At 60.6% G+C, this 15,510-nt stretch carries 13 protein-coding genes, 5 pseudogenes and 1 riboswitch; of the genes and pseudogenes, 13 read left to right on the forward strand and 5 right to left on the reverse strand.

The window, feature by feature from the left end:
* Positions 1 to 19: 19 nt before the first annotated feature.
* Positions 20 to 391, reverse strand: coding sequence for a DUF4118 domain-containing protein (locus ALC15_RS38475; protein ID WP_050631778.1), 372 nt, complete (start codon positions 389 to 391; stop codon positions 20 to 22).
* A 179-nt stretch (positions 392 to 570) separates the two neighbouring features.
* Here ALC15_RS38475 and ALC15_RS38480 point away from each other — a divergent pair, with 179 nt between their 5' ends.
* Together ALC15_RS38480 and ALC15_RS38485 are read left to right on the forward strand one after the other, a co-directional pair.
* Complete coding sequence (locus ALC15_RS38480; protein WP_050631779.1) at positions 571 to 870, forward strand: hypothetical protein; 300 nt, start codon at positions 571 to 573, stop codon at positions 868 to 870.
* Positions 871 to 1,375: 505 nt separating this feature from the next.
* On the forward strand, positions 1,376 to 2,707 hold the full coding sequence (locus tag ALC15_RS38485) for a tyrosine-type recombinase/integrase (RefSeq protein WP_050631791.1): 1,332 nt from the start codon (positions 1,376 to 1,378) through the stop codon (positions 2,705 to 2,707).
* On the opposite strand, the gene ALC15_RS42660 is transcribed toward ALC15_RS38485, so the two are convergent.
* Positions 2,652 to 3,020: a hypothetical protein gene (locus ALC15_RS42660; protein WP_094194385.1), complete on the reverse strand. Its 369-nt coding sequence runs from the start codon at positions 3,018 to 3,020 to the stop codon at positions 2,652 to 2,654. The two genes, ALC15_RS38485 and ALC15_RS42660, sit on opposite strands and share 56 nt — an antisense overlap.
* 170 nt (positions 3,021 to 3,190) lie before the next feature.
* Positions 3,191 to 3,484 (reverse strand): hypothetical protein, encoded by a 294-nt coding sequence (locus tag ALC15_RS44635; RefSeq protein ID WP_162240546.1) that lies wholly within the window; start codon positions 3,482 to 3,484, stop codon positions 3,191 to 3,193.
* On the opposite strand from ALC15_RS44635, the pseudogene ALC15_RS38495 reads away from it, so the two are divergent.
* The 3 genes and pseudogenes from ALC15_RS38495 to ALC15_RS38505 form a co-directional block, all read left to right on the forward strand.
* Positions 3,474 to 4,408: pseudogene (locus ALC15_RS38495) on the forward strand (type IV secretory system conjugative DNA transfer family protein); the annotation flags it as partial. The gene ALC15_RS44635 and the pseudogene ALC15_RS38495 overlap by 11 nt on opposite strands.
* 32 nt (positions 4,409 to 4,440) lie before the next feature.
* Positions 4,441 to 4,845, forward strand: coding sequence for a hypothetical protein (locus tag ALC15_RS38500; protein ID WP_050631781.1), 405 nt, complete (start codon positions 4,441 to 4,443; stop codon positions 4,843 to 4,845).
* A 754-nt stretch (positions 4,846 to 5,599) separates the two neighbouring features.
* Positions 5,600 to 6,551, forward strand: a pseudogene (locus ALC15_RS38505) (class I SAM-dependent methyltransferase).
* Positions 6,552 to 6,746: 195 nt separating this feature from the next.
* Here ALC15_RS38505 and ALC15_RS38510 read toward each other — a convergent pair.
* Positions 6,747 to 7,442 (reverse strand): annotated as a pseudogene (locus ALC15_RS38510) (IS6 family transposase).
* 169 nt (positions 7,443 to 7,611) lie between these two features.
* Positions 7,612 to 7,823: riboswitch (cobalamin riboswitch) on the forward strand.
* 103 nt (positions 7,824 to 7,926) lie between these two features.
* On the opposite strand from ALC15_RS38510, the gene ALC15_RS38515 reads away from it, so the two are divergent.
* Together ALC15_RS38515 and ALC15_RS38520 are read left to right on the forward strand one after the other, a co-directional pair.
* The gene (locus ALC15_RS38515) at positions 7,927 to 9,918 is read left to right on the forward strand and encodes a ribonucleoside-diphosphate reductase subunit alpha (protein WP_244486451.1); all 1,992 of its coding nucleotides are present in this window, start codon (positions 7,927 to 7,929) and stop codon (positions 9,916 to 9,918) included.
* Positions 9,848 to 10,849: pseudogene (locus tag ALC15_RS38520) on the forward strand (ribonucleotide-diphosphate reductase subunit beta); the annotation flags it as partial. The gene ALC15_RS38515 and the pseudogene ALC15_RS38520, both read left to right, overlap by 71 nt.
* Before the next feature lie 60 nt (positions 10,850 to 10,909).
* On the opposite strand, the pseudogene ALC15_RS46915 reads toward ALC15_RS38520, so the two are convergent.
* Positions 10,910 to 11,632: pseudogene (locus ALC15_RS46915) on the reverse strand (IS5 family transposase); the annotation flags it as partial.
* 105 nt (positions 11,633 to 11,737) lie between these two features.
* Between ALC15_RS46915 and ALC15_RS38530 the strand changes: the two are divergent.
* From ALC15_RS38530 to ALC15_RS38550, 6 genes are all read left to right on the forward strand, one after another.
* On the forward strand, positions 11,738 to 11,995 hold the full coding sequence (locus ALC15_RS38530) for a hypothetical protein (protein ID WP_050631783.1): 258 nt from the start codon (positions 11,738 to 11,740) through the stop codon (positions 11,993 to 11,995).
* A 462-nt stretch (positions 11,996 to 12,457) separates the two neighbouring features.
* Complete coding sequence (locus ALC15_RS38535) at positions 12,458 to 12,745, forward strand: hypothetical protein (RefSeq protein ID WP_050631784.1); 288 nt, start codon at positions 12,458 to 12,460, stop codon at positions 12,743 to 12,745.
* An 88-nt stretch (positions 12,746 to 12,833) separates the two neighbouring features.
* On the forward strand, positions 12,834 to 13,040 hold the full coding sequence (locus ALC15_RS43840; protein WP_128089716.1) for a hypothetical protein: 207 nt from the start codon (positions 12,834 to 12,836) through the stop codon (positions 13,038 to 13,040).
* Between the two features lie 14 nt (positions 13,041 to 13,054).
* Positions 13,055 to 13,429 (forward strand): hypothetical protein, encoded by a 375-nt coding sequence (locus ALC15_RS38540; protein ID WP_050631785.1) that lies wholly within the window; start codon positions 13,055 to 13,057, stop codon positions 13,427 to 13,429.
* A 468-nt stretch (positions 13,430 to 13,897) separates the two neighbouring features.
* Positions 13,898 to 14,101, forward strand: a complete 204-nt coding sequence (locus ALC15_RS45680; protein WP_094194389.1) for a hypothetical protein — start codon at positions 13,898 to 13,900, stop codon at positions 14,099 to 14,101.
* Positions 14,102 to 14,582: 481 nt separating this feature from the next.
* Positions 14,583 to 14,858 (forward strand): hypothetical protein, encoded by a 276-nt coding sequence (locus ALC15_RS38550; protein ID WP_128089717.1) that lies wholly within the window; start codon positions 14,583 to 14,585, stop codon positions 14,856 to 14,858.
* Positions 14,859 to 15,510 lie beyond the last annotated feature (652 nt).

Raw genomic sequence — 15,510 nt, forward strand, 5'->3', positions numbered from 1 at the left:
CTGCGGCCTGTGCGGGCGCTTACTTTCGCAGAATGGCCAGCGCTTCCCGGTAGAGCTGCGAGAAGCACACGAGGAGCGCGCTCGACAGCAGGAACATCGCCATGCTGTCATAGTCGGCGGCGGTCGGCCAGCCGAACTCGAAATAGGGCGGCATGAACACCCACCAGACGATCGGAACCGTGATGATCGTGGCGAAGGCGCCGGCCGGCGCGCCGCCCATCAGGCCGGCGATCAGGATCGCCGGCACGAAGCCCGCAAAATAGAATTGCATGCCGAAGCTTGCGAACATCTCCTGGGTCGCGGTGGCGAGCACCACGGCCAGCAGGGCGACGACGAATGTCGACAAGGACCAAGGCCGCAGCTTCAGAATGTAGTCGTTGCCCTTGCGCATCGAGACGTCCCGGCCTCCGCGAGTTCCGGGAAGGTAGCCGAGGAGGCCTGCAAACAAAACCCCGTAGGACTCCGTGGGGGGAGGGTCTGCTCGATACAGTGAAAAGGAACCAGCCCGGTCAAGCCCCTGCCGCATTGTCGCGCTTATTGCATCGCGGCAGGTGATGGTGGGACAGCACAATGCTGGAATTTCTGATTGTCGTTGTCGTCACCGCGATCGGGTTCGTAGCCGGATACGGCGTCCGCGAGCTGATCTCGCGCCGCCGGCGCCGGTCGCCTCCGCGGCGGCATGCGCCGAAGCTTCGGGCCGCAAATGACGACATGTCCGCCCGCGGCTGGTATCGGCCGACCGGCGCGCAACCCGCCGATCAAGCCACCCCGCCATCTGACGAGCTCGACGGCGCCGTGCGCGGTCTGCTCGGCGAACTCGGCCGACGCACCGCCAAGCCGTCACCCGCCCCGCACCGCCGCCGGCAGTGAGCCGGAATGCCGGCCGCGGCGCAGGCGCGCCGGCTGCTTTGCATGGGGTTGTTTCGACATTTTTGATCAGGCGGTCCCGAAGGGCGCCAGAATGTCGATAATCGTCCGCAACTGGGGATTCAGGAAGGGGAATGGTGGACGCACAAGGGATCGAACCTTGGACCTCTCCCGTGTGAACCGCAATCCGTAGACCCAAACCGGCCACGCGCGGCCACAGTTTTGTCTGAATAATTCATTTTATTACAGTGGCTTGTGGTTGGTTTGACCTCAGTTAGCCATAAGCGACCATACTGCATTTTGTGTGCCCCTGTTGTGCCCACCACAGATTTTCCCGTGGGGCACACAATTCGTGGAAGGGTCTATGCCTCGTTTGTTCTCGAAGACGCCGTGCTTCCATGCTCGTGTGCCCCAGGGCGGAAAAGCAAAGAAATCTCAATCCTGCTTTCCCGCCACTTGAACGATCCGGGCGCCGCGGGGGCACACCGTGACGAGGAGCATAGGGATCATGCCGGAGCCGAGCAACCAACTGACACTGACCGACGCGGTGATCCGCAGCGCCACCATGCCACCCGGCAAGGCGCAGCATTATCTCCACGACGATAAGCTGCCCGGCCTCGCGCTGCGCATGCGCGCTACCGGCGGCCGGACCTGGGTTTACCTCTTCACCAAGCCGGGAGTGAGGGGCACCCAGCGCAAGACGCTCGGCCCATGGCCGAAGTATAATGAGAAGGTTGCGCGGAAGGCCGCCACTATTGCCGCTGGCGAGGTGTTCATGGGCACGGACCCTAATGACGCGAAACGCGAGGCGAGGCGGCAACAGGCGGCCGAAAAGCAGCGTACCACGCTGGCGGACCTCATTGTCGAAGATGGTCCCTACCAGACGTCGTTAACCGGACGGCAGGTCGTCAACTGGAAGCCAGCCTTGTCGGCGTTGCGGCGCGGGCTCAAAGAGCACACTGAGAGCGGTGTGGGGGACCTTACTCGGCGGCAAATCATGGCAGCGGTCGAGAAGGTTACTAAGACCGGTAAGCGTGGCGCGGCCAAGGACCTGCGTAAGCACACCCACACGTTCCTCGAATGGTGCGTCAGCGAGGGCTATGTCGACCACAATGTGCTCGCAGGCTATCGCGAGCCCAAGGAAACCCGCGCGCAGAGGGTGGGACGCCGAACGAAGGGCCGTGCACTCACCGATGAAGAAATCGTCAAGGTTTGGCATGCGTCCGGTAAGCTCGGTACCTTTGGGCTCCTGACGAGGATGTGCCTACTCGGCGGCCCGCGCCGGAGCGAGCCAACTATGATCGAGTGGAAAAAGCACATCATGGATGACCGCATCACCTTCGATGCGGCCTGGACCAAGATGGGTTTGCACCACGATGTGCCCCGCACTCACCTTGTTGATGAGGTGCTCGCGGGCGCGAGGCATTTCCAGCGCGCGACGTCCGACTATGTCTTCCCCTCGCCAAAGACCGGCGGCCAGATGTCGGGCTTCACCAAGATGGTCGACCGTTTGGTTAAAGAAGCGGGTGTCGCCAGGTTCACCATGCATGACTTAAGGCGCAGTCTGCGTACCATCATGTCACGTTGCGGTTACGACAACGAAATCCAGCGGCTTTGCGTGGGACAAAAGCCAGGCGGCATCGATCAGGTCTACAATCACGACGAACAGTGGATCATCCGAAAAATGGCATTCGAAGCGGCTCATGATTACATCGCGGAATTGGTCGGCGCGATCAGAGTCGGCAAGGTCGTGCGCTTACAGCGGACGAATCCGCTTGACCCGATCAAGGCAGAACTGCTCGGCCGTCTCCGCGAGCACTATGCGGCTGGGACGGATTAGTGGCCTTATCGCCTCTGGCCAAATAGTCGCGCACCGCATCAACCCGATAGAGCGGGCGGCCGTCGACGTAGCGCCATTTCAGCGGGTGGTTCGGATCGCGCCGCCACTGCTCCAATGCCCCGGGTGTGCGCCGAATGACAGCTGCCGTCTCCAATACCGTCAGATTAGAGCTGCCTGGCAGTGTATCGATATCGAACGTCGCGGGGGGCGGCATGCCACGACTCTTGCGGCGGCGCTTTGCGGCACGCGTTGTCTTGCTGGAATCTTGCGACTCAATTGCCTCGATCCGGTTCTGGTCGTCGTTGCCGTTCATGCGCTCCGGACCAATGATCGGTCTGACGCAATAAGATTGTAGGCTGATCCAGCAAGAAAGAAATCAAGTCCGCAGGCATGGGTGGCTGTGGCGTACAAATAGGACGAACCGGTTCAATTGGCCTGGGAAGTGCTCTGGGGCGGAAATCGCTTTCATTGCGACCTGCAGCCTCATAACCTGAAGGTCATAGGTTCAAATCCTATCCCCGCAACCAACGATTCTTGCGAAAGCAAGGCACCCAAAACCCCGGCCTCCGAAAGGACGTCGGGGTTTTTCTTGTTCGCGGCAAAGCGCAGGATCGCGGCCAGGTCGCCTCGCAGCACGATGGCCAGCTCTTCCGCATCGGGCACGAGCGTCACCTGATCGACCAGCGTGCGGAAGACCTCAGCCGCCTCCGCCTTGCCGTCCTCGCTCTGTAAGCTCTCATAGAGCGTGGCAATCCGCTGGCGGTAGATCGCCGACATCGTTGGCGCAGAGCGTGCGACCACGCTTTACCTCGTGGCGCCGCCATCGGACATCAACCGCACCAAGCCTCTGATCCGGTTGATCCTCAATCAGATCGGCCGCCGCCTGACCGAGGATCTTAAGGCCAAGGCAGGCCGGCGCCGGCTCCTCCTGATGCTCGACGAATTCCCCGCGCTCGGCCGGCTCGACTTCTTTGAGTCGGCGCTCGCCTTCATGGCAGGTTACGGCATCAAGAGCTTCCTGATCGCCCAGTCGCTGAACCAGATCGAGAAGGCCTATGGGCCGAACAATTCGATCCTCGACAACTGTCACGTGCGGGTCAGCTTCGCGACCAATGACGAACGGACGGCGAAGCGGGTGTCTGACGCGTTGGGGATGGCGACTGAGATGAAGGCGATGAAGAACTATGCCGGCAGCCGGCTGGCACCTTGGCTCGGACATCTCATGGTATCGCGGTCGGAGACCGCCCGGCCGCTGTTGACGCCCGGCGAGATGATGCAGCTTCCGCCCTCGGACGAGATCGTCATGATGTCCGGCCTGCATCCGATCCGCGCGAGGAAGGCACGCTATTACGAGGACACTCGTTTCCAGGAGCGCATTTTGGCGCCGCCGATGCCGACCAAGCCCAACGACGCGCGGCCTGACGATTGGAGTTTACGGCCACTTCCGCCGTGCCCCATGCCCCCTCCGGCCTCAGCCAGCGACGAGACTGACGTAGAGGATCCGAAGATCGCCGATCGTCGGCGGCAGCATGAACTGGGTCACGACACTGTGGAGGAGACGGAACCGCTCGACAACGAGTTCGCGGCCGATCTTGCCGACGAGTTCGACGAAGATGCTCCGCGGATCAGGCGCATGAACGACGTGATGCAGGGCGTCGCGTGCCAGGCACACTCGATCCCGGCGACGATCTCGGATTGTGAGGCATCATGCAGCGCCGAAGAAGAAAGCTCAGATGTCGGTCTACCTCGACCCGGAGGTCATGAAGACGCTGTCGGTCTATGCCGCCCGGCGTGAGCAGCCGATGTCGCTCATCGCCGAAGCCGCGATCGCATCCTTCCTGTCGCCGGACGCAGACGAGCGGCGCGAGGCCGCTATTGCCAAGCGACTCGATCAGGTCGATCGCCGCATCGCGCGGCTCGAACGCGACATGGGGATCTCGGTCGAGACCTTGGCGTTGTTCGTCCGCTTCTGGCTGACGACGACACCACCACTCCCCGAGCCTGCTGCAAAGGCGGCGAGGGCGCAGGCGGCCGCGCGCTACGACAATTTCGTCGCGGCGCTCGGGCGACGGCTCAGTCAAGGTCCAAAGCTGCAGCAGGAGATACTGGAGGATAATCAGGAGCGCGAGCCGACGTGAGGGGCAGCTCGCCTAATAGGCCGATGATCGCTAGCCGCGTAGGCGAAAATCCACCGCGGTGGCGATTCAAGACCGTGCATCGCAAGCAGTTCCAGCGCGAGAACCGGTAGTGCGCAGCCGTCTCAACGCATACGGATGCATCCTTTTCGATAGACTTCCGCTCAATCGCCTAGAGGCTTGTTCACATGTCGTAATCGCCGCTGACGGCTCCTCGAAGACACGAAATTCGGTAGGATCGAGCCCAGCAGATTGAGGAAAGGGAGCAACTCCATGCTGGTTTGGAATCTCTATGGAAGACACCGGCATTTGCGTTTTGAGCCAGAGCGGCGCTGCCGCATTCGAAGGTTGCGTGTCCACCAATCCGGAGGCTATCGCTCAACTCTTGCGGCGTCATGCCGGCAGTCCGCGCCTGGCGCGCGCCGGGTCCCCTCAACCCCACGCGCGCATCTTGGATGGCTTCGCAAGCTGTCGCGTCCGAGGGCGGGAGCTAGCCGTTCGCGCTCAATTTGTGGTCATTACAATTGCTGCCATTCGACATTCAAGAAGCCCTCAACGCCACAACTCAAATGCCGAAGAATCTCGTGTCTGCTTTTGGAGCCACTTCATCTACTCGTGTTCTGCAATAAAGAGTTTGTCCTCTGTTTCACGAAGCGAGCCTGAAAAAGCGCGCTATGGGGTTTATGCCTCGGCCAATCTCTGCGATAAGGCATCGAGTACTTGAAGGCAACAGCCGTCGAGTGGCTTGCAAAACGAAATGGGAGACATTGGTTTGCGAACAGATTTTTCGCCTATCAATCGGTCTAAAGCTATCTTCGATGATATTTATGCTTTGGATGATCCGAGGGCATATTTCTCTGTCCTGGGAGACTTGGATTATATGATCCCGGACGTAGCTGAGCCGGTTGTGCGCCAAATTCTGACAGCGAAAGCTTCGGCAACCGGCCTTAAGCCGGTCGTGCTTGATGTTGGCTGTTCATACGGCATCAACGCAGCGGTGCATCGGTTTCCACTGACCTTTGGGGGCTTGCGTCACCGCTACGCCCGGCGCGAGATGAGGGCGATCAGTTCTGAGACCCTGGTGCATCTCGATCGAAATTTTTATGCAGCTTGGCCTGATGTCGGTTCGGCGCGGTTTATCGGCCTCGATATGTCGGCACCGGCGATCAGCTATGCAACGGATGTTGGTCTCCTGGAGCAGGGCATTGTCGCTGACCTTGAAAAGGAGGCGCTATCGACGGACAGCGCGCGCATTATCCGCTCCACGGATGTTATCATGTCTACGGGTTGCATCGGCTATGTTACCGAGAAAACGTTCAGCAAAATTCTCGATGCGACAGATGAGCGTCTATGGATCATCTCCTTCGTCCTACGAATGTTCCCATTTGATTCCTTGGCCGCGACGTTCGCGAGGCGTGGCCTTGTGACAGAACGTCTTGCGGGCGCGACGTTTATCCAGCGTCGCTTCCGCGATGCTGACGAGTTTGAAAGTTGTTTGGCCAGCTTGGCGGCTCTTGGCGTCGATGCTACTGGTCTTGAATCAGAAGGGCTGTTTCACGCCGATCTGATCTTGTCACGCCCTGAGGCGGATGCGCGCCACGCCTCTGGAAGAAATTGTCACCGTCGCTAGCGGCAGGGGGCGGCCGATCGGGCCCCGTTACGTTTATGTTGAGGGCAGCAAGAGCTTGCAGGTCGCGCTGGAGCCGTGACAGGTTCGCGTTCCGAAGATAGCCGTGGGTGTGATCCAGGGATCTGTGCACCTAAGTGGATCACCCTAGCTCCCTGAACGGTTACGTTCGGTCCGGTCGGCAGGCTAGAGAGAAGCCGTGCTCATGACAGCATTGCCGATTTCGAATCCACCTGTTTCCGTGCCGTATGTCGAGATCGAGGCTGGCATCGTCAACTTAATCGACCGCTGAGCCGAAGAAGGGGATTCTCAGAGGGTCGAGATTCGGCGATAGCGCTTGTCGTGGAGATCTCGCGCCAAGTCGTAAAGGCTCGCTCGCGAGAAAGCACGACGGAAGTCGGCAGCGACGGCTCCGGGGTAGGGGATGTTGAAAAGCTTCGCGACCTGATCGTGAACTGACAGAAACCGTTGAGCTTGGCGGGACGATTTGAAACGCTTCATGACCCGCTCGCGTCGCCGCGTCGGCCTGATGAGAATTCTCGGCCCGATTGTTGGGAGCTTTGTGCTGACGATGTTCGACGTGAAAGCCCAGGTTCCCCCTCGCAGCGCCGTACGAACGGAGCTTGTCCGTGATCATCACGCGCGGCGGCGTACCGGCGGATTTCAAGAGCTTCTTCACGAGCTGCTGCGCGGCGTGCGAGTCCCTTCAGCGCTGGATCACGACGTCGAGATGAAGCCATTCTAGTCGACAGCGCGCCGGAGCCAATGTTGTTCGCCCGCGAGCGAGATAACGATTTCGTCCAGATGCCATTAGTCGCCGCGAGCGGGAGCGCGCTGGCGGATCCGATCGGAGAACGCTTTGCCGAATTTCCTTCCCCAGTGGCCCACGGTTTCATAGGTCACGCCAATGCCACACACCGCCAGCATTTCCTCGACCATGCGCAAGCTAATACGACCAAACGGCATAGCTGATTGCTTCCGGCGGGAAGCAATGACGGCGAAAAAGAGCGGTCCCGGACGGTTGGCATGCCGGTTGTCTACTGCCTCGGCGGCTCCAATTCGTTAACTTGACGGTGCCCTTTTGCCTTCTGAATCTTGATCTCCCTCAGCACAAGGCTTGACGAACCTCGGCGAGTCGCGCCTATATGTAGACATGTCACGGTCTTCCATTCCCACATCTCGTGCGATGGAAGCTAAGAGGGAACCCGGTGCGCCGGCAATGGCTATTCCGAGGCTGCCCCCGCAACTGTAAGCGACGAGCGGTTGTCATCATGGTCACTGGCGACAGCGCCGGGAAGGCCGACAGCCGCAGCGACACGCGAGCCAGGAGACCTGCCGCGACAGAACGAACGTCCTCGGGCGGGGTGCCCCGGTGGGTCGCTTGCAGCCGGGACATTTTCCCGGTCTCCTTGCAAGTCGTCCGCGCGGCCCCAGCCCCAAACATCGCAGGGTTGCCGATGTCGCCGTCTTACGATTTCGATCAGCATGGTCATCTCGTTGACCCGCCGAGTGTGCGGGCGCGGCCAGCGCAGGCAACGCCTACCGCGCCTGAACTGTGTCTTGTGCCGACGCCATCGCCGGCTCCGCTACCGTGGCCCCTCGCGCCATCGCCAAAGCCGTCCGACCTTACGCTCGATCGGTCGCGCGACGACCTGCTGACGTCGTTTGGCAAGCTGACGCTGACAGACCGTTATCTGCTCGCCGGCGAAAGCCTCCAGGACATGTTCGCGCGGGTGTCTTGCGCCTTCGCGGACGATGTTGCGCATGCCCAACGTCTCTATGATGCGATGTCTCGACTGTGGTTCATGCCGGCCACACCGGTGCTTTCCAACGGCGGCACCACGCGCGGCCTGCCGATCTCGTGCTTCCTTAACTCGGTGTCGGACTCGCTCGAAGGCATCGTCGGCACTTGGAACGAGAACGTCTGGCTTGCCTCCTACGGCGGCGGCATCGGCACCTACTGGGGCAATGTTCGCTCGATCGGCGAGAAGGTGAAGGGCGGCGTTACCTCGGGCATCATCCCGTTCATCCACGTCATGGACGGCCTGACGCTGGCGATCAGCCAGGGCTCGTTGCGGCGCGGCTCGGCGGCCGTCTATCTCGATATCCACCATCCCGAGATCGAGGAGTTCCTCGAGATCCGCAAGGCGTCTGGCGACTTCAACCGCAAGAGCCTTAACCTCCATCACGGCATCAACGTCACCGACGAGTTCATGCGTGCCGTAGGCGCCGGCACCGCGTTCGCTCTGCGCAGCCCGAAGACTAACGAGGTCATCCGCGAGACCGACGCCCGCCAGCTGTGGCAACGCATCCTTGAGAACCGGCTGCAGACCGGCGAGCCTTATCTCTTGTTCATCGACACCGTGAACCGCGCGCTCCCCAAGCACCAGCGCGAGCTCGGCCTCAAGGTCTCGACCTCCAACCTATGCAGCGAAATTACCCTGCCGACCGGTGTCGATCATCGGGACGAGGAGCGCACCGCGGTGTGCTGCCTGTCGTCGCTCAACCTCGAGACCTGGGACCAGTGGAATGAGGAGCCCGGCTTCATCGAGGACGTCATGCGCTTCCTCGACAACGTGCTCACCCACTTCATCACGGTGGCACCCGGCGGGATGAAGCGTGCCCGCTACGCCGCCCTGCGCGCGCGCTCCGTCGGCCTCGGCGTCATGGGCTTCCACTCGTTTCTCCAGGCCAAGGGCATTCCGATGGAGAGTGTCTTGGCCAAGTCGTTCAATCTGAACATGTTCCGAAAAATCCGTCGCGATGCCGACGCGGCATCCGTGGCGCTCGCTCGCGAGCGTGGCCCGTGCCCGGATGCCCTGGAACGCGGCGTGATGGCGCGCTTCAGCCACAAGATCGCGATCGCTCCGACCGCCTCGATCAGCATCATCTGCGGCGGCACCAGCGCCTGCATCGAGCCGATCCCGGCCAACATCTACACCCACAAGACATTGTCGGGCGCCATCTCGGTGCGTAATCCGCATCTCGCCAAGGTGCTGACCGCCAAGGGCGCCGATACCTCGGCGACCTGGCAGTCGATCATCGCGCACGAGGGGTCGGTCGCCCATCTCGACATCCTGTCGGAGCACGAGAAAGCGATCTTTCGCACCGCCTTCGAGATCGATCAGCGCTGGATCGTCGAGCTTGCCGCCGACCGTGCCGCGTTCATCTGCCAGAGCCAGTCGATCAACCTCTATTTGCCGGCCGACGTCGATAAGTGGGACCTCCACATGCTGCACTGGACGGCATGGGAGCGTGGGGTGAAGAGCCTCTATTACTGCCGCTCAAAATCGATCTCGCGCGCGGCGTTCGCCGGCAAGATCGCCGACCGCGACGAGGCGCCACAGCCGCAGCGTGCCGACTATGAGGAGTGCTCGCATGTCAGTGATCGATCTCTCGTCCGTCGATCCGCGCACGCTGATCGGCAAGGGGCGGATCGGCCTGCTTGACTCGACCGGCAGCTATGACGTCGATCGCTACGCCTGGGCTTACGAGTTCTGGAAGCGCCAGCAGCAGACCCACTGGATGGGCGAGGAGGTGTCGCTCGGCGCCGACCTGAAAGACTGGGCGTCGGACCGCGTCACGGCCAACGAGCGCGCGCTGCTCACCCAGATCTTCCGTTTCTTCACTCAGTCGGACATCGAGGTCGGCGACAACTATCTCAAGCGCTACATCCCGATCTTCCAGCCACTCACCGTCCAGATGATGATGGCCGCCTTCACCAACATGGAGACGGTCCACATCGACGCCTATGCGCTTCTGCTCAAGACGCTCGGCATGCCAAAGACCGAGTTCGAGGCATTCCGCGGCTATGCGGAGATGCGCGCCAAGGCGGACTACATGCACGAGTTCGGCGTCCATACCGTGGCTGATGTCGCCCGCACCCTGGCGATGTTCGGCGCCTTCACCGAAGGCATGGCGTTGTTCGCGAGCTTCGCCATGCTGCTCAACTTCCCGCGTCATAACAAGATGAATGGCATGGGACAAATCGTAAGCTGGTCGGTGCGCGACGAGAGTCTCCACTGCGAGGGCATCATCAAGCTATTTCACGAATGGCACAGTGAAACCGGCGCGGTGACGCGCTCCGTCCGCGATGACATCGTCGACGTCGCAAAGACCATGGTGAAGCTGGAGGAGAACTTCGTCGATCTCGCCTTTGGCCTCGGCAAGATCGAGGGAATGCTGCCTGAGCAGATCCACGCCTACGTCCGCTATGTGGCCGACTGGCGACTTAGCCAGCTCCGGATTGCCCCGGTCTTCGGCTTCTTCGAGGCTAAGGAGGGCGGATTCACGCAGCTCAAGGCGCATCCGCTGCCGTGGCTCGTTGAGATTCTCAATGGCGTCGAGCACGCCAATTTCTTCGAGCAGCGCGCCACGGAGTACTCCAAGGCGGCGAGCCGCGGCAGCTGGGACGGCGAAGATGGGGTGTGGGCGGTTTTCGGCCGTAGCCGAGAAGAAGGTGTGAGCGCATCGGTCGTAGCGGGTGGCGTCGCCAATCTTTGAGTTTGGCGAATAGATTTTCGATCTTGTGACGGGAGCGATAGAGACCTTTGTCGTAGGCGAGCGGCTGCTTGCGGTTTCTGGTCGGCGGGATGCAGGCGTCCATGCCTTTGGCCTTCAGGGCGGCCCGGAACCAGTTGGAGTCGTAGCCGCGATCTGCGATCAACGCCGAGGCGGGGGGCAGGGCTTCGAGCATCAGGCGAGCGCCCTTGTGGTCGCTCATCTGGCCTTCCGAGAGCAGCATGACGAGCGGCGGCTTGCCAATGTCGTTGCAGACGACATGGAGCTTGGAATTCAACCCGCCTTTCGTGCGGCCGATGCAGCGGGAAAGAACCCCTTTTTTAGGAGGCTCGCAGCCGTTCGGTGCGCCTTCAGATGCGTGGAATCGATCATGATGCGCTCTGGCTTCGGTCCTTCCGCCGCCAGGGTGGCAAAGATCCGATCGAACACGCCGAGCCGGCTCCAGCGGATGAAGCGATTGTAGAGCGTCTTGTGCGGACCGTAGCCCTTCGGCGCGTCCTTCCACTGCAGACCGTTGCGAATGACATAGACGATGCCACTGACAACGCGGCGGTCGTCGACCCTCGGCACGCCATGCGCCAACGGAAAACTCGGCGATATGCGCGCCATCTGGCGCTCGCTGAGCAGAAACAAATCAGCCATCAAAGCCTCCGATCAGGAGACTTTGAATCACGCATCAATCAAAATTAGTCCGGAATTGCAGGGGGCTCGGTAGCTCATAGGCGATGCTTCCCGAGGCGCAGCAAGATGCGTGGTTGGTTGGTGACGGTCGCCATTAAGCAAGATGGCGACGAAGAGTACAGGCACATAACTTACGCGGTCGCGGTCGCTGACCCAAGCGAAGCCGTGCAACTGACTATCGAAGACAGCGGCGCCAATGCCGCAATGCTCAACTGTCCGATCGAACCTGGCATGTTGCAAAGTCCCGGCTTGGAGCCCGGCGAGCTGATCATGGTACACGATGACAAGGTCGATCCGATTCTCCCGCGTCCCCGGCGCCATTAGCCGCGCGTCTGCTTTCGCCCAAGCCGCGTCGGGTTAACGACATTCTGTCCGGAAGCGGTGCGAGTAGTTAGATAGTTGCGCGCCGTGATAGCTTACCGCGTCATCCGCTCCAGCCGTCTGGCACGCGGGTTGCTGAGCAAGGGATGGCTCTCGCGAGGGCCGAGCGTCGATGGGAAACTTCGTGCGGGCGGTCCGTCAGCAGCCCCCGCTCGCACGCTTTTTCCGTCGCGCCGGCCTCCGAGATTGCGCTCTGTCGATTACCGCGCTGTTTGTCTTCACTCCTGCATAGTGCCGTCTGGCATGCGAGTTGCTGAGGCTTAGCGGCTTGGCTGTTCTTCGCAAGCGCAGACAGACCAAGCTTGGCGTAGCAAACTGCACGCGGGTGGTTCCTCCAGAGGCCGCGTCTTTTTGTAGCCGCAGGCTGCATGGTCTTCGGCGACAAGGCGCTGCGGGGATCGTTCCATGACCCGTGAAGAGGCTTTGGAGAACGCGATAGCGTCGCTCAAAGAATGGTCCGAAGGGAAGGCGGAAACGAGCGTCGTACTTGCGCGATTGCGGATCTTATGGCGGCTAGGCAGCCACCAAAGCCGCCTTCAAGGCCGACGCTCTCTCCATAAGGAGCATGCTGCAATGGACAGGCTGAACTTTATTCCAGCTTTCGAGGCGGCGATCCGTTCCGCGGATCCCGAGAAGCTCGCCGCACTTCGGGAGACCATCCGCCAACGCGGAGGCATGACGAGTTCGCGCTGACGACCACAGAACTTATACGCAAACATCCACTCACGCTTCTTAGGTTGATCAAGATCATCTCCGAGGCTGCGCACGAGGAGCACCGCCCATGAGCATCAACGCGGCTCGACGGCATACCATTCTCATCGCCGACGCGGCGGTATCCGTCGTCAATGTGGCTTGCACAGCATGGCGGCTATATGTGCGGACAAACAGAGCGACCGGAGACTTCGATCAAGAAAGGCGCGCGCAATGGCCTACCTCATCCGTCTTCGATGGCCTGATGCGCTCAGCGCAATTCCGCTGCGATGATTGAGGTGGTCCGTCGCCATGTCGCCGCTCATCGTTATAGTCGCTTCGACGCAACTGAGTGTTTTAGCCACGATCAACATCACTGCTCAGCCCTCACAAAACGTAGACGAGTGCCGGAATTTGGGTGAGGCAGCGATCAAAGCCGCGACTGTGAAGCCCGGCGTTTCCGCCTCCTATGTCTGCCACGACACTACCCTCCAGCAGGGATTATCCGGCGCGTTAGGCGTGGTTGCCTACCAGAAAGAGGATGGCGGAATAACGATCCTAGAGGGATACATGGCGACACTATCGGACTGCAAGGTTGCTGGAATGGTAGCGGCCGGCAGCAAAGTTGTTCCCGGCACAACGGCTTGGGCGTGGGCCTGCTACGATCTCGGCAGCTTTGGAGGGTGACGACAGCAGACTGCGGCGCGAAGGCCGCAATGCTCCGCTGCCCGATCGACGAGGGCAGTTGCAAAGACTTGGCCTAAAGCCCGGTGAGCTTCTGTTGTACACGACGACGAGATGAATTCGATCACCTCATGTCCTCGGCGTCATTAGCTCGTCTGCGCTCGTTCAAACCACGTCGGCTTGACGACATATCGTCCGGAAACGCGCGAGGAGTGCACTGGCGCACGCGTAAAAGCGCGCCGTTTTGCCCTCTCGTCTTTCTATTTCCATCTGGCACGCAGGTTGCTGAGCCAAGTGTGGCCTGGTTGCTCATTGATCGGAAACTCCTGAGGGCCAAGCTTCTCGACCGGAAACTTCGTGCGGACGATCCGTCAGCAGCCCCACCCGCTCGCTTTTCCGTACTCGGGGGTGCGTCGTCGGTGACCGAGAGATTGAGACGCATTCCCGACTGCACAGATGAGGGACGCGCAGATGACAAAGCATCGCCGCCGTTTCATGCAAACGGTCCCGCTAGAGCAGCGACTAGAGCAGGAAGCGAAGAGCCTCCGCGCGGAGGCAAAAGAGTTGCCGGCCGATGCCAAACGTGAAAAGGCCTTGCGGAAGGCCCGTGAGAACGAAGTAACGGCACATATGACAGAATGGCTGACATCGCCGAGACTTCGGCCGCCGACGTAGCTTGTCTACCGGCCAACCGTCGCACCGGCGGAAAGCGTCGTGATCAGCACGTGGCATCTGGCACGTGAATTGCCAGGAGACGTACGGGCTTGGCTGCTCATGCATTCGTGCTACCCCCATGCGAGCGTCAATCCTGCGCGGGTGGACCTCCCTCCACCCGCGCTTCTTTTCTATGGTGCCTTGCCTCGCGAGCCGAGAACGCAGCTGAGGAGAGAATGTCGTGAGGGGAAAGAAAACGGCCGACGAACTACGCGCAATCTTCATGAAGGAGATTGCCAAGCATCCGAGCTGGAGCCACATCAGGACCGTGGCAATCACCCGATCGTTTGCGACTGCTCCCAAATTCATAAGCTGGTATGCGGGATTTGTCTGCGAGGGCCGCGAGATGGTGCCAGCAGCCGCTTTCGTATTCGCGAAAGACCTTGCCAGACAATACGATCTCGACGGAGAGCCTTAGCTCTCAATACAGGCTAGGACTGACATGGCAGCAGGGTGGATGGTTTCGGTCGGCACCGTCAAAGACGGCAAGGTTAGTTATGTGACTTATGCCGTCGCAATGGCCGATCAGGCGGAAGCCGTGAAAGCTTCATTGGCCGCCAGTGCGGGAGAAGCAACGATCGTGAATTCCGAACTCCGCGAAGCCGATTTGAAAGGCCTTGGGCTAAAGGCTGGTGAGCTTGTGCCCATATACGATGACCGCAGTGATCCACTGATGTCGCGCACGTGGCGGCCTCTCCGGCCGCGCGGCACAAACTAGCGGGCAGCCGCCGGGATCAGCGTCACCTGCTCAGGACGTGCGGTGGCCCAGATCAGAAGCTCCCATAATGTCAGACTTCGCGCGTAGGGGCCGCCATACGGCTCGGCCGTGTGGCCCGCAAGCTCAAAGCTTGTTGGGTCGGTTTGTCGGACCTTCTCTAGGCATTGGTGCCCGTTCCGCTCGAAAACGTTCACGGCAATCATGTCTTCGCACCTCGATCGTTCGGATTATCCACTCTATCATCTCGGAGTGATTCGACCCAAAAAGCGGAAGCTGGGCGCCGGGCGAAGAGCGAGAAGCATAAAACAAAAATGCCCACTGTGCTGTCAGGTCTGTCGAGCGGCGATCAGGATGGAAGACGCTTCCAATCCAGATCGACGCGCTACACAGGTCACAGGGACACCCGTAAGCGCGCTCGATTGCACAGCCGGTGAGTGTCTCGGTGCGGTCAACAACGTCCCGCAATATGTGACAGTCGAGGGCGCGGGCAGGCCGAGGGTTTGGTGCGAGAGTGAGCAACGCCTCTTCCGACCCAGCATGCTGGCAGTAGAGTTGCCGACGCCATATTGGCTTTTTCCGGTCCCGGTCGTTGCAGGCCGCTGCGGGATGACTGCCGATTGTGCTCGCGAGAAAGGTATACTCTGACGATTCT

The organism is Bradyrhizobium viridifuturi, assembly GCF_001238275.1.
In the GTDB taxonomy this organism is placed as follows: Bacteria; Pseudomonadota; Alphaproteobacteria; order Rhizobiales; family Xanthobacteraceae; genus Bradyrhizobium; species Bradyrhizobium viridifuturi.

What these genes read in the sequence shown, in the direction of transcription:
- ALC15_RS38475 (WP_050631778.1), bottom strand. Translation starts at nt 391, where the DNA reads ATGCGCAAGGGCAACGACTACATTCTGAAGCTGCGGCCTTGGTCCTTG.
- ALC15_RS38480 (WP_050631779.1), top strand. Translation starts at nt 571, where the DNA reads ATGCTGGAATTTCTGATTGTCGTTGTCGTCACCGCGATCGGGTTCGTA.
- ALC15_RS38485 (WP_050631791.1), top strand. Translation starts at nt 1,376, where the DNA reads ATGCCGGAGCCGAGCAACCAACTGACACTGACCGACGCGGTGATCCGC.
- ALC15_RS42660 (WP_094194385.1), bottom strand. Translation starts at nt 3,020, where the DNA reads ATGAACGGCAACGACGACCAGAACCGGATCGAGGCAATTGAGTCGCAA.
- ALC15_RS44635 (WP_162240546.1), bottom strand. Translation starts at nt 3,484, where the DNA reads ATGTCGGCGATCTACCGCCAGCGGATTGCCACGCTCTATGAGAGCTTA.
- ALC15_RS38500 (WP_050631781.1), top strand. Translation starts at nt 4,441, where the DNA reads ATGTCGGTCTACCTCGACCCGGAGGTCATGAAGACGCTGTCGGTCTAT.
- ALC15_RS38515 (WP_244486451.1), top strand. Translation starts at nt 7,927, where the DNA reads ATGTCGCCGTCTTACGATTTCGATCAGCATGGTCATCTCGTTGACCCG.
- ALC15_RS38530 (WP_050631783.1), top strand. Translation starts at nt 11,738, where the DNA reads ATGCGTGGTTGGTTGGTGACGGTCGCCATTAAGCAAGATGGCGACGAA.
- ALC15_RS38535 (WP_050631784.1), top strand. Translation starts at nt 12,458, where the DNA reads ATGACCCGTGAAGAGGCTTTGGAGAACGCGATAGCGTCGCTCAAAGAA.
- ALC15_RS43840 (WP_128089716.1), top strand. Translation starts at nt 12,834, where the DNA reads ATGAGCATCAACGCGGCTCGACGGCATACCATTCTCATCGCCGACGCG.
- ALC15_RS38540 (WP_050631785.1), top strand. Translation starts at nt 13,055, where the DNA reads ATGTCGCCGCTCATCGTTATAGTCGCTTCGACGCAACTGAGTGTTTTA.
- ALC15_RS45680 (WP_094194389.1), top strand. Translation starts at nt 13,898, where the DNA reads ATGACAAAGCATCGCCGCCGTTTCATGCAAACGGTCCCGCTAGAGCAG.
- ALC15_RS38550 (WP_128089717.1), top strand. Translation starts at nt 14,583, where the DNA reads ATGGCAGCAGGGTGGATGGTTTCGGTCGGCACCGTCAAAGACGGCAAG.